This window comes from Luteibacter yeojuensis, assembly GCF_000964085.1.
Lineage (GTDB): Bacteria > Pseudomonadota > Gammaproteobacteria > Xanthomonadales > Rhodanobacteraceae > Luteibacter > Luteibacter yeojuensis_A.
Genome location: NZ_JZRB01000001.1, coordinates 22,621 through 35,952, shown reverse-complemented (window position 1 = coordinate 35,952; position 13,332 = coordinate 22,621). Strand labels below are relative to the sequence as shown.

Sequence of the window (13,332 nt, the reverse complement as noted above, 5' to 3'; positions counted from 1 at the left end):
GTAGGAGCCCACGCGTGGGCGACATCTTTTCGCGAAACGGCCACAGGCCCTGTTCCGCCATCGCGAAAGCTGTCGCCCGCAAGCGGGCTCCTACAGGGGACGAGGCTCTTTACTTCAACCTTCGAGTTCTTCCCACCGCGCGAACGCGGCGTCGAGTTCGGCCTGCAGTTTCGCCAGCTCGTCGTTGCCGCGGGTGATGGCGGCGGCATCCTGCTGGTAGTACTTCGGGTCGTTCATGGCCTCGGTGCGCTTCGCGATCTCGGTCTCGAGCTGCTCGAGCTTCGCCGGCAGCAGTTCGAGTTCGCGCTGGTCCTTGAACGAGAGCTTCTTCCTGGCCGGCGCGGCGGTTGGTGCCACCGCGGGCGTGGGTGCGGGCGCGGGTGCCGCGCTGGCCTTCGCCGCCGCCTTGGCCGCGGCGACGATCGGCTTCTGGCGCAGCCAGTCGCTGTAGCCGCCGATGTATTCGCCGATCTCGCCGCCGCCTTCGAGCACCAGCGTGCTGGTGACCACGTTGTCGATGAAGTCGCGGTCGTGCGACACGAGCAGCAGCGTGCCGGTGTATTCGCCCAGCAGTTCTTCGAGCAGCTCGAGTGTTTCCACGTCGAGGTCGTTGGTGGGTTCGTCCATCACCAGCAGGTTCGACGGCTGCGCGAACAGCTTGGCCAGCAGCAGGCGGTTGCGCTCGCCGCCGGAGAGGCGGGTGATGGGCGCGCGGGCGCGCTCGGGCGAGAACAGGAAATCCTGCAGGTAGCCGATGATGTGCTTGCGCTGGCCGTTGAGCTCGATGTATTCGCGGCCCTCGGCCACGTTGTCGAGCGCGTTCATCCGGTCGTCCAGCGCGATGCGGTGCTGGTCGAAGTAAGCGGTTTCCAGCCCCGTGCCGAGCACCACGGTGCCCTGCTGCGGGGCAAGCTGGCCCAGCATGATCTTCAGCAGCGTGGACTTGCCCGCGCCATTGGGGCCCATGATGCCCACGCGATCGCCGCGCATGATGGTGGTCGAGAAATCGTGGATGAGCGTGCGGCCGTCGTAGGCCTGGGTCACGCCCTTCACGTCGACCACCTTGCGGCCGGACGCCTGCGCGTTGGCCATGGTCATCTTCGCGTTGCCCTGGCCCTCGCGGCGCTGCGAGCGCTCGTTGCGCATGGCCTTGAGCGCGCGCACGCGGCCTTCGTTGCGCGTGCGGCGGGCCTTGATGCCCTGGCGGATCCACACTTCTTCCTGCGCCAGCTTGCGGTCGAAATGCGCGTTGGCCTGGGCCTCGGCGTGCAGGCGCTCCTCGCGCCGGCGCAGGTAGTTGTCGTAATCGCCGGGCCAGCTGGTGACCTGGCCGCGATCGATCTCGACGATGCGCGTGGCCAGCGAGCGCAGGAAGCTGCGGTCGTGGGTGATGAACACGATGGCGCCGGCGAAGCTCTTGAGGAAGCCCTCGAGCCACGCGATGGCCTCGATATCGAGGTGGTTGGTGGGCTCGTCGAGCAGCAGCAGGTTGGGGTCGCGCACCAGCGCCTGGCCCAGCAGCACGCGGCGCTTCATGCCGCCGGAGAGGTCGGCGAAATCGGTATGGCCGGGCAGTTCCAGCCGTTCGATGACGTTCTCGACGCGCGCATCGAGATCCCACGCGTTGTGCGCTTCGATCTGCGCCTGGACATCGCCCAGGGCATCCATGTCGCCCTCGTCGAGCAGGTGGTGGTAGCGGGCCAGCAGGTGGCCCAGCTCGCCCAGGCCCTCGGCCACGACATCGAACACGGTGCCGGCGGTGTCCTGCGGCACCTCCTGGGTGAGCCGCGCCACGCGCGTGCCGCCCTGCAGCCGGATTTCGCCATCGTCGCCCTTCAGTTCGCCCGCGATGAGCTTCATCAGCGTGGACTTGCCAGCGCCGTTGCGGCCGACGATGCAGACGCGCTCGCCCAGGTCGAGCGAAAGATCGACCTGTTCAAGCAAGAGGGGCCCGCCGACGCTGTAGTCGAGGCCAAGGATCTGGATAAGGGACATCCGGGCATTTTACCCGGGTTTGGCCGTTCCGGCGCCCTTTATGTTGTGTGGGAGCATGTTGTGTGGGAGCGCGCTTGCGCGCGATCGCGCGCAAGCGCGCTCCCACAAGGGGCAGGGGTGCTAGAGCGTGTCGAGGCGGTATCGGGTCAGCTGGCGGTACACCTCGCCTGGCCGCAGGATGCCCAGTTCGGCGTCATCGGTGTTCACCACGTCCGGGAACGCCTGCGCCTCGAGCGCGAACCCCGCGAAGGCGCCATAGGGGTGCCCCTGGCGATCGAGCTGCCCGGCCAGCTTCTGGCCGCTGTAGAACTGCAGGCCGGGCCGGTCGGTTTCCACGGTGAGCCGCCGGCCGCTCGAGGGCTCGGCCACGACGGCGACGACGCGTGGCGCCGCGCCGACCGCCCCGCGCGGCACGTAGCAGTGGTCGAAGCCACCGGCCACGCGCAGTTGTGGATCGGGCCAGTACAGCCGCGAGCCGATGGGCGCGGGCTCGCGGAAATCGAAGGCGGTGCCGGAGACATGCTGGCGGCCCGTTGGGATGGCCGTGGCATCGGTGGCAAGGAATTCGTCGGCGTCGATGCGGATGACGTGGTCGCGGATATCGTCGCGGCGGTCGTTGAGGTTGAAGTACGGGTGCGCGGTGAGGTTCAGTGGCGTGGGCGCATCCGCGGTGGCCTCATAGGCAAGCGCCAGGGTGCCGTCGTCTCCCAGGGCCACGCGCAGCTGCACGCGCACGTCGCCAGGGAAACCGCCGTCGCCCTCCGGTGAGGCCAGGCGAAGCAGCAGCGCCTCGCCGTCGCGCTCCACGTCCCACCGGCGGTGGTGGAAACCCTCGTGGCCGCCATGCAGGTGGTTGTCGCCGTCGTTGCGGTCCACTTTGTGCCCGATGCCGTCGAGCTGGAAGCGCCCCCCGCGGATGCGGTTGGCCCAGCGCCCGACGATGCCGCCCATGTACGCGGTGGCGGCGAGGTACGCCGCGGCATCGGCGTGGCCCAGCAGCACGTCGCCCACGCTCCCCTGGCGGTCGGGCGCCTGCCACGAGAGCAGGGTGCCCCCCAGGTCGGTGATGTCGACGCGGGCACCGGCGGCGTTGCGCAGGGTCCAGCGGTGGAGGGGGCGGCCGTCGGGCAGCTGGCCCCAGGCGGTGGGTTCGGAGATGGGCATCAGGAAGCCGTGGTGGCGCGGTGGCGTTCGAGGTATTGGCGCGGCGTGCAGTCGTACTCGCGGCGGAACACCGCGTAGAGGTAAGGCAGCGACGTGAAGCCGCAGCGCACGGCGATATCCGCCAGCGTGGCTTCGCCGCCGAGGATGAGTTCGCAGGCCGTGTCGAGCTTGTGCTTCAGGATGGCCTGGTGCACGGTCTGCTTCAGTTCGCGCTTGAAGTGTTCCTCGAGCACGGTGCGCGAGACGCCGACGTAATCGGCCACCTGCTCGGTCTTGATCCCCAGGCAGCCGTACTGGCGGATGTAATGGCTGGCGCGCATCACGTGCGGGCTGCGCAGCGGCTGGAACTTGCTCGACACCTGCACGTTGATGCCCACGGGCGGCACGACGATGCGCGTGCTGGCGCAATCCATGCCGCGCAGCATCTGGTGGAGCACGTGCGCGGCCGTGCGGCCCATTTCCTCCGCCCCCTGGATCACCGAGGTGAGCGGGATGCGGTTCAGCAACTGCGCCATGGGGTCGTTGTCGATGCCGACGATGGCCACCTGTTCCGGCACGGCGATGCCACCGATGACGCAGGCCTGCAGCAACTGGCGTGCGCGGGCATCGGTGACCGCGATGAGGCCGATGGGCTTGGGCAGGCCGGCCAGCCAGGCGACGAGGTGCTCCACCGCCTCGCCCCAGCCGCCGGCGGTGGTGGGCGAACCCTGGTAGACCAGGCCTTCGACCTTCTCCGCCGCCACGATGCCGCGGAACGCGTGCTCGCGCTCCTGCGCCCAGCGGCTGCCCGGCAGCTCGGGGATGCTGTACAGCGCGAAGCGCGCCAGGCCCTGCTCGATCAGGTGGTCGTAGGCAAGCCGCACCAGCTTCGCGTTATCGGTGGCGATGTAGGGCACGGCGGCCGGGTAGCGCGTGGCATCGTGGTACGAGCCACCAACCGCCACGACCGGGATGCTTAGCTCGCGCAGCGCCGCCTCGGTTTCGGGGTCGTCGAAGTCGGCGATGACGCCGTCGCCCCGGAAAAGGTGGATGTCACGCATGCGGCTGCGGAAATCCTCCTCGAGGAAGAGATCCCATTCCACGCGGGTACTGTTGAGGTATTGCCCAATGCCCGCGATGACCTGGCGGTCATAGACCTTGTTGGCATTGAACAGCAGTGCGATGCGATGCGGTGCCATGGACCAGGGAAACTAGCAGGGAACGGCGGTTTAGGCCATGACGCGTCGCGGCAGGAAAAAGGGCAGGAGGGGCGCCTGAAATCGCAATTGCACCGCGTGCCCCCGCTGGTGAGCATCGTTGGGATTCGTCCCCACGTTCGTCAAGGAATCGTTATGTCGTATTTCTCGAGCATCCCGAAGATCGCCTACGAAGGCCCGGGATCCGACAACCCGCTGGCATTCCACCATTACGACGCCAGCCGCACGCTGCTGGGCAAGACCATGGCCGAGCACCTTCGCCTGGCGGTGTGTTACTGGCACACGTTCGTCTGGCCGGGTTCGGATGTGTTCGGCGCGGGCACGTTCGAGCGGCCGTGGCAGCAGGCGGGGGAGCCGATGGCGAAGGCCCGCGAGAAAGCCGATGCGGCATTCGATTTCTTCACCCGCCTGGGCGTGCCGTTCTACACCTTCCACGACACCGACGTGGCCCCCGAGGGCAACAGCCTCGCCGACTATCGCACCAATTTCGGCGCCATGGTCGATGTGCTCGAACGCAAGCAGGCCGAGACCGGCATGAAGCTGCTCTGGGGCACCGCCAACGTGTTCAGCCACCCGCGCTACGCGGCAGGCGCCGCGACCAACCCGCAGCCCGAGGTGTTCGCGTACGCGGCCACGCAGGTGCGGCACGCCATGGAGGCCACGCACCGCCTGGGCGGTGCCAACTACGTGCTGTGGGGCGGCCGCGAAGGCTACGACACGCTGCTCAACACCGACCTGAAGCGCGAGCGCCGGCAGTTGGGCCGCTTCTTCCAGATGGTGGTGGAACACAAGCACAAGCTCGGCTTCAAGGGCACCATCCTCATCGAGCCCAAGCCGCAAGAGCCCACCAAGCACCAGTATGATTACGACACCGCCACGGTGTATGGCTTCCTCAAGGATTTCGGGCTGGAGAACGAGGTAAAGACCAACCTCGAGGCCAACCACGCCACGCTGGCCGGCCATTCGTTCCAGCACGAGGTCGCCACGTCCATCGCACTGGGCCTTTTCGGCTCCATCGATGCCAACCGCGGCGATCCGCAGAATGGCTGGGATACCGACCAGTTCCCCAACAGCGTCGAGGAAATGACCCTGGTCACTTACGAGATCCTCAAGGCTGGCGGTTTCACCACGGGTGGGTTCAACTTCGACACCAAGGTGCGCCGGCAGAGCCACGACGCGGCCGATCTGTTCCACGGCCACATCGGCGCCATCGATACGCTGGCACTGGGCCTCGAGCGCGCGGTGAAGATGCTGGAGAACGATACGCTGGCCGAGATGAAGGCGCGGCGCTACGCGGGCTGGGATGCCGAGTTTGGTGCGAAGGTCATGGACGGTGGCTTCACGCTGGCTTCGCTATCCGACGAGGCTATCGCGCGTGGCCTGCAGCCGCGGCACGCCTCGGGCCAGCAGGAGTTGCTCGAAAACATCGTCAACCGCTATATCTATGGGTGATATGGAACCTGACATGGACGCTTCGGCACGTTTGTACCTCGGCATCGACCTGGGCACGTCCTCGGTCAAGGCCGTGCTTATCGACGCACGGGGCGAGGTGCGTGCCAGCGCGTCGAGCCCGCTCACCGTGCAGCACCCACGGCCGCGCTGGTCGGAGCAGGATCCCGCGGCGTGGTGGGCCGCGACCGAAGCCGCGGTGGCGCAGGTGCTGCAGGGGCAGGAGGCACGCCGCGTCGCCGCCATCGGCCTTTCGGGGCAGATGCATGGCGCCACGCTGCTCGATGACGCCGACCAGGTTTTGCGCCCGGCCATCCTGTGGAACGACGGCCGCTCCGACGTGGAATGCGCCGAGCTGGAAAAGGTGCCCGGCTTCCGCGAGGTCACGGGCAACCTGGCCATGCCGGGCTTCACGGCGCCGAAGCTCGCCTGGGTGCGCCGGCACGAGCCCGACGTGTTCGCCCGCATCGCGAAAGTGCTGCTGCCGAAGGATTACCTCCGCTTCCGCCTCACCGGCGCATTCATGACCGACGCCTCCGACGCGGCCGGCACGCTGTGGCTCGATGTCCGCAAGCGTGCGTGGAGCGACGCCATGCTGGCGGCCACCGGCCTCACGCGCGCGCACATGCCCGAGGTATTCGAGGGCAGCCAGCCGGCGGGCCGGTTGAGTGGCGAACTGGCGCGGCGTTGGGGCATGGATACCGTGCCCGTCGCCGCGGGCGGGGGCGACAATGCCGCAGGTGCCGTGGGCGTGGGCATCGTGCGCGCGGGCCACGCCATGCTGTCGCTGGGCACGTCGGGCGTGTACTTCGCCGTCTCCGATGGTTTCAAAGCCAGCCCCGAGACGGCCGTGCACAGTTTCTGCCATGCCTTGCCGGGCACCTGGCACCTCATGTCGGTGATGTTGAACGCCGCCAGCTGCCTGGATTTCACGGCACGCCTTACCGGCTACGATGATGTCGCCACGCTGCTGGCCGATGCCGAAGAGGCCGGGCTGCGCGAGGGTGGTCCCTTGTTCCTTCCCTACCTCACCGGTGAGCGCACGCCGCACAACGATCCGCATGCCCGCGGCTCGTTCACCCACCTGGGCCCCGACACCACGCGCGCCGACCTGGCCAACGCCACGCTCGAGGGCGTGGGCCTTGGCCTGCTCGATGGCCTGCTCGCGGTCGAGGGCACGGGCGTGGTCGCCGACGAGATCACCGTGATCGGCGGTGGCTCGCGCAGCGCGTACTGGACACAGATGCTTGCCGACATCCTCGGCAAGCGGCTTGTGCTGCGCGCCGGCGGCGAGGTGGGGCCCGCCCTGGGCGCCGCGCGCCTGGCCCGCCTGGCGGTGGAACCCACGGCTTCGCTCGACGAGGTGTGCCCCATGCCCGCCGTCACTGCCGTACGTGAGCCCGATGCAGCGCGTCATGCTTATTTCCTGCAAACGCGCCACCCTTTGTTCCGCCGTGCTTACGAACAGCTCAAGCCACTGTATACCGACGCCGCCCGAGGCGACGCTTTCCGCCCGTCCTGAGGGCGATTCCATACGATGGAGAACAGCATGAAGCAGAAGGCCCTACACACGTTGTTGGCCATGTCCATGGTCGCCGCCGGCGTCTTCGCGCCGCAGGCGCACGCGAGCAAGGAAAAGCCCGTCATCGGCTTCTCCATCGACGACCTCCGCGTCGAGCGCTGGACGCGCGACCGCGATTACTTCAAGGCCGCGGCCGAGGCCAAGGGCGCGACGGTGTCGGTGCAGTCCGCCGACGCCAACGAGCAGAAGCAAATCCAGCAGATCGAAAACCTCATCTCGCGCAAGGTCGATGTCATCGTCATCGTGCCGTTCAACGCGAAGACGCTTACCACCGTGGTGGCGGAGGCGAAGAAAGCCGGCATCAGGGTCATCTCGTACGATCGCCTCATCCTCAACGCCGATGTCGACGCCTATATCTCGTTCGATAACGAGAAGGTGGGCGAGATGCAGGCCAAGGGCGTGGTCGACGCCACCGGCGGCAAGGGCAATTACTTTCTGCTCGGCGGCGCGCCTACCGACAACAACGCCAAGATCCTGCGCCAGGGCCAGATGAAGATCCTCGACCCGCTGGTGAAGAGCGGCGCGGTCAAGATCGTCGGCCAGCAGTGGACCGACGAGTGGCTGGCCTCGAAGGCGCAGTCGATCATCGAGAACGCGCTCACCGCCAACAAGAACAACATCCAGGGCATCGTGGCATCCAACGATGGCACGGCCGGTGGCGCCGTCGCCGCCCTCAACGGCCAGAAGCTGGCCGGCAAGGTGGCGGTCTCGGGCCAGGATGCCGACCTGGCGGGCGTGAAGCGCATCAAGGCCGGCACGCAGACCATGACGGTGTACAAGCCGATCAAGACCATCGCCACCGACGCCGCGGAGCTCGCCGTGCAGTTCGCCAAGGGCGAGACGCCGAAGTTCACTTCGAAGATGAACAATGGCACCAAGGATGTCGACACCATCCTCCTCACGCCCACCCTGCTCACCAAGCAGAACGTCGACCTGGTGGTGAAGGATGGCTTCTACACCCAGGCGCAGGTGGGCAACTGACGCGGTGCGCTTAAGGTGGGAGCGCGCTTGCGCGCGATCGCGCGCAAGCGCGCTCCCACATGGCCACAGTCTCAACAGTCCGATGAAAGGTCCACGCGGTGAGCGAATACCTGTTCGAGATGCGCGATATCGTCAAGGAATTTTCCGGCGTGCGCGCGCTCAATGGCATCAACCTGGCCGTGCGGCCGGGTGAATGCGTGGGCCTGTGCGGCGAGAACGGCGCCGGCAAGTCCACGCTCATGAAGGTGCTTTCCGGCGTGTACCCCTACGGTACGTGGCAAGGCGAGATCACCTTCGACGGCAAGCCGCTGAAGGCGCATTCGGTACGCGACAGCGAAGACGCCGGCATCGTCATCATCCACCAGGAACTGATGCTGGTGCCGCAGCTTTCCGTGGCCGAGAACATCTTCCTCGGCAACGAGATCACGAAATTCGGCGGCGTCATGGATTACGACGCCATGTATGCGAAGGCGGAAGCCCTGCTGGCCCGCCTGCACCTCAAGGACGTGAACGTGGCCGCGCCGGTCATGAACTACGGTGGCGGCTACCAGCAGCTGTTCGAGATCGCCAAGGCGCTCGTCAAGAACGCCCGCCTGCTCATCCTCGACGAGCCCTCGTCGTCGCTGACCTCCGCGGAAACCGACACGCTGCTCTCCATCATCGAGGAGCTCAAGCGCGACGGCGTGGCGTGCGTGTACATCTCGCACAAGCTCGATGAAGTGGCCCGTGTCTGCGATACGGTCACGGTCATCCGCGACGGCAAGCACATCGTCACCAGGCCGATGGGCGAGATGACCACGCACACCATCATCACCGCCATGGTGGGGCGCGATATCGAAAACCAGTTCCCCAAGGTGGAGCACGAGATCGGCGAGGTCATCTTCGAGGCGAAGCACGTCACCTGCTGGGATGTCGCCAACCCCAACCGCAAGCGCGTGGACGACATCTCGTTCCAGGTGCGCCGCGGCGAGATCCTCGGCATCGCCGGGCTCGTGGGCGCCGGCCGCACCGAGCTGGTGTCGGCCATCTTCGGTGCCTACCCGGGGCGCAGCGAGGCGCAGCTTTTCCTCGAAGGCAGGCCCATCAGGGTGAAGAACCCCGAGCAGGCGATCAAGGCGGGGCTTTCGCTGGTGCCGGAGGACCGCAAGCGCCAGGGCATCGTGCCGTTGCTGGGCGTGGGCGACAACATCACCCTGGCCACGCTCTCGCACTACGCGCACGCGGGCCAGATCGATCGCCAGGCCGAGATGCAGGTGGTGGATGCCGAGATCAAACGGCTGCGCGTGAAGACGGCCAGCCCCGAACTCGCCATCCAGGGGCTCTCGGGCGGCAACCAGCAGAAGGCCGTGCTGACCAAGATGCTGCTGCCGCAGCCGAAGGTGCTGATCCTCGACGAGCCCACCCGCGGCGTCGATGTTGGCTCCAAGTACGACATCTACAAGCTGATGTTCGACCTGGCCGCCAAGGGCGTGGCCATCATCATGGTCTCGTCCGAGATGCCCGAGGTGCTGGGCGTCAGCGACCGCGTCCTCGTCGTGGGCGAGGGCAGGCTGCGCGGCGATTTCAAGAACGCCGGCCTCACCCAGGAGCAGGTGCTCGCGGCGGCCATCTCGCACGCCGCCGAGGGCCCCGCGCACGCGGCCTGACCCCCTTACCGCTTTTCCACGCGCCACCACGGAAACCCGTCGATGCAAGGCCAGAAAATCCAGCAACTCTTCGTCCGCTACAAGATCCTGGCGCTGCTTATCGCGGTCGCCCTCATCTGGGTCTTCTTCCACGTGAAGACCGACCAGGCCTTCATCACGCCGAACAACCTTTCCAACCTGTTCCGCCAGATGGCCATCACCGGCATGCTCGCGTGCGGCATGGTGTTCATCATCATCGCGGGCGAGATCGACCTGTCGATCGGCTCGCAGCTCGGGTTGCTGGGCGGCGTCGCCGCCATCCTCACGGTGAACCTGGGCTGGGGCACGTGGCCGTCCATCGGCGCCGTGCTGCTGCTTGGCCTGCTGATCGGTGCGTTCAACGGCTTCGTCGTCACGAAGATGCGCGTGCCTTCGTTCATCGTGGGCCTGGGCGGCATGCTCGCGTTCCGTGGCATCGTGCTCTACATCACCGGCAGCGCCACCATCGCGCCGGCGCCCGACGACCTTGTCCAGCTCGGCCAGGGCTTCGTTCCCGTGGCGCTATCGCGCTGGATCGGCGGCATCATCTTCCTGGTCATGGTCGGCCTCACCGCCCGCCGCCGCATGCGCCGCGCCAGGCTGGGGCTGCAGCAGGTGGCTCTGTGGATGGACGTGGCCCGCCTCGTCATCATCGGCGCGGTGATCTTCGGCTTCATCCGCATGCTCAATGACGCCAACGGCATCCCCATCCCGGTGATGATCCTGCTGGCGCTGCTGGCCGTGTTCACCTATGTCTCGACGCAGACCGTCTTCGGCCGGCACATCTACGCGGTAGGCGGCAACATGGAGGCGACGCGCCTCTCCGGCGTGAACGTGGGCCGCGTGAAGCTGGTGGTGTTCGCGCTCATGGGCCTCATGTGCGCCTTCGCCGGCATCATCACGGTGGCCCGCACGGGCTCCGGTTCCCCCTCGGCCGGTACCGGCGGCGAGCTCGATGCCATCTCGGCCTGCTTCATCGGCGGCACCTCGATGCGTGGCGGCTCGGGCACGGTCTACGGCGCGCTCATCGGTGCGCTGGTCATGGCCAGCCTCGACAGCGGCATGCAGCTCATGGACGTCGACAACTCGTGGCAGATGATCATCAAGGGCGTGATCCTCGTGCTGGCCGTGTGGGTCGACGTGCTCTCGGGCTCAAACCGCAACGCATGATCAAAATTGTGGGAGCGCGCTTGCGCGCGATGGGCCTTACGGCAACCCCCATCGCGCGCAAGCGCGCTCCCACAGTTCTTTAAGTTGCCATGGTTTCTTTATTTGGTCGGCAGCGCCTTGGCCATTTTCAGATGCTGCCTGATTGTCGGCAGCGTCTTGTTAGCGAAATCCTTCATCGCCGGGTTCGAGCCTTTCTCGGCTTCGACCTCGAACATGGCCACGGCCTTCTCATGGCCAGCCACCATCGTCTTGGCGTACTGGCGATCGAACTCCTTCCCGTTGAGCAGCTTCAGGGCGTCCATGTCCTTGCTGGCATCCGGCGTCGGCTCGGTGGCGGTGGAATACCCCTTGTCGCCGTTACGCAGGCCCTCCAGCGTTTCGTTGGCCTTGGTGTGGTCGTCCACCATCTTTTGCGCGAACTGCTTCACCTTGGCGGACGAGGCCTGCTTCAGCGCGAGCTGGCTGAGCTGCACCTCGCTGATGTTGGCGGCGGTGGCGTTCTGGTAGAACGCGGCATCGGTAGGCGTGCCGCCCTGGCTGTCTTTCTCCTGCGCCTGGGCGAACGCGGTGAGGGGCAGGGTAGCGGCGAGGCTGGCTGCGAGCAGAAGGCGGGGGAGGCGGAATGCCATGGCGTTGTCTCCGTATGGGGCGGCCTCTGGTGTCGCATCCCGTCGATGAAACCGCCGTGACCCTGGCGGGTAGGCAAACAAAACGGGCGCCCCAAAGGGCGCCCGTTTTTTTGCCTGCCTGTGGGAGCGCGCTTGCGCGCGATGCGGTCTGCGGCGACCCCCCATCGCGCGCAAGCGCGCTCCTACATGGCTTATTTGCGGGGCTTGCCGCCCAGGCCGGCGGCGTCGCGGAGCAGCTCGGCGCGGTCGGTCTTTTCCCACGAGAACGCGGTGTAGGTGCTGCCATCGGCGCCCTTCACTTCGTACGGCTTGCGGCCGAAGTGGCCGTACGAGGCCGTCGGCTGGTAGATCGGGTGCACCAGGTCGAGCATCTGCAGGATGCCGTACGGGCGCAGGTCGAAGTGCTTACGGACCAGCTTCTCGATCTTGTCGTCCGGGATCTTGCCGGTGCCGAACGTGGTGACCGAGATGGAGGTGGGCTCGGCCACGCCGATGGCGTAGCTGACCTGGATCTCGCAGCGGTCGGCCAGGCCGGCGGCGACGATGTTCTTGGCCACGTAGCGCGCGGCGTAGGCGGCCGAGCGGTCGACCTTCGACGGATCCTTGCCCGAGAACGCGCCACCACCGTGGCGGGCCCAGCCGCCGTAGGTGTCGACGATGATCTTGCGGCCGGTGAGGCCGCAATCGCCCACCGGGCCACCGATGACGAACTTGCCCGTCGGGTTGATGTGGAACTTGGTGTCCTTGTGCAGGAGCTTGGTCGGCAGCACCGGCTTGAGGATGTGCTCACGCACGGCTTCGACCAGGTCCTTCTGCTTCACGCCCGGGTCGTGCTGGGTGGAGAGCACGACGGCGTCGATGGCGACGGCTTCGCCGGCCTCGTTGTAGCGCAGCGTGACCTGGCTCTTCGCATCCGGGCGCAGCCACGGCAGCGGCGAGTTCTTCTTCTTGCGGACCTTGGCCTGCTGTTCCACCAGACGGTGGCTCAGGTGGATGGCGGCCGGCATGAACTCGGCGGTCTCGTTGGTGGCGTAGCCGAACATCAGGCCCTGGTCGCCCGCGCCCTGTTCTTCCGGCTTCTTGCGGTCGACGCCCTGGTTGATGTCGGGCGACTGCTTGCCGATAAGGTTCAGCACGCCGCAGGTGGCGCCGTCGAAGCCGACATCGGACGAGTTGTAGCCGATATCGAGGATCACCTTGCGGGTGAGGGCCTCGAGGTCGATCCACGCGCTGGTGGTGATCTCGCCCGCGACGATGGCCACGCCGGTCTTCACCAGCGTTTCGCAGGCCACGCGAGCGCGGGGATCCTGCGCCAGGATGGCGTCGAGGACGGCGTCGGAGATCTGGTCGGCGATTTTGTCCGGATGGCCTTCGGAGACCGACTCGGAGGTGAAGAGATAGCTGCTCATCGCGGGTATATATCCTTCTTTACGGATAAAGAGATAAAAGGGCGCGCCATGATACACGCACCGACGACCGATTGCAGCGGCAAGGGTACCCCC

10 protein-coding genes are annotated in these 13,332 nt (G+C 66.7%); 5 read left to right on the top strand and 5 right to left on the bottom strand.

Annotated elements, in window-relative coordinates; translation table 11 throughout:
• Positions 1–114: 114 nt before the first annotated feature.
• The 3 genes from VI08_RS00140 to VI08_RS00130 form a co-directional block, all read right to left on the bottom strand.
• Complete coding sequence (locus tag VI08_RS00140) at positions 115–1,995, bottom strand: ATP-binding cassette domain-containing protein (protein WP_045827509.1); 1,881 nt, start codon at positions 1,993–1,995, stop codon at positions 115–117.
• 120 nt (positions 1,996–2,115) lie between these two features.
• Positions 2,116–3,159, bottom strand: coding sequence for an aldose epimerase family protein (locus tag VI08_RS00135; RefSeq protein WP_045827508.1), 1,044 nt, complete (start codon positions 3,157–3,159; stop codon positions 2,116–2,118).
• Positions 3,159–4,337 (bottom strand): XylR family transcriptional regulator, encoded by a 1,179-nt coding sequence (locus VI08_RS00130; RefSeq protein WP_045827507.1) that lies wholly within the window; start codon positions 4,335–4,337, stop codon positions 3,159–3,161. The genes VI08_RS00135 and VI08_RS00130 overlap by 1 nt, the downstream gene beginning before the upstream one ends.
• Before the next feature lie 153 nt (positions 4,338–4,490).
• Here VI08_RS00130 and xylA point away from each other — a divergent pair, with 153 nt between their 5' ends.
• The 5 genes from xylA (at position 4,491) to VI08_RS00105 (ending at position 11,201) form a co-directional block, all read left to right on the top strand.
• Positions 4,491–5,807, top strand: a complete 1,317-nt coding sequence (xylA, locus tag VI08_RS00125) for a xylose isomerase (protein ID WP_045827506.1) — start codon at positions 4,491–4,493, stop codon at positions 5,805–5,807.
• A 13-nt stretch (positions 5,808–5,820) separates the two neighbouring features.
• Complete coding sequence (xylB, locus tag VI08_RS00120; RefSeq protein WP_343123123.1) at positions 5,821–7,326, top strand: xylulokinase; 1,506 nt, start codon at positions 5,821–5,823, stop codon at positions 7,324–7,326.
• Between the two features lie 27 nt (positions 7,327–7,353).
• The gene (gene xylF, locus VI08_RS00115) at positions 7,354–8,367 is read left to right on the top strand and encodes a D-xylose ABC transporter substrate-binding protein (RefSeq protein WP_232309387.1); all 1,014 of its coding nucleotides are present in this window, start codon (positions 7,354–7,356) and stop codon (positions 8,365–8,367) included.
• Between the two features lie 98 nt (positions 8,368–8,465).
• On the top strand, positions 8,466–10,013 hold the full coding sequence (locus VI08_RS00110) for a xylose ABC transporter ATP-binding protein (RefSeq protein ID WP_045827504.1): 1,548 nt from the start codon (positions 8,466–8,468) through the stop codon (positions 10,011–10,013).
• 42 nt (positions 10,014–10,055) lie between these two features.
• Positions 10,056–11,201 carry a sugar ABC transporter permease gene (locus VI08_RS00105; RefSeq protein ID WP_045827503.1) on the top strand — a complete coding sequence of 382 codons (1,146 nt, stop codon included), beginning with the start codon at positions 10,056–10,058 and terminating at the stop codon, positions 11,199–11,201.
• 98 nt (positions 11,202–11,299) lie between these two features.
• Here VI08_RS00105 and VI08_RS00100 read toward each other — a convergent pair whose 3' ends face one another.
• Both VI08_RS00100 and metK read right to left on the bottom strand, forming a co-directional pair.
• A complete protein-coding gene (locus VI08_RS00100; protein WP_045827502.1) occupies positions 11,300–11,830 on the bottom strand; it encodes a DUF4142 domain-containing protein in 531 nt (176 codons plus the stop codon).
• Between the two features lie 191 nt (positions 11,831–12,021).
• A complete protein-coding gene (gene metK / locus VI08_RS00095; RefSeq protein WP_045827501.1) occupies positions 12,022–13,239 on the bottom strand; it encodes a methionine adenosyltransferase in 1,218 nt (405 codons plus the stop codon).
• Positions 13,240–13,332: the final 93 nt, after the last annotated feature.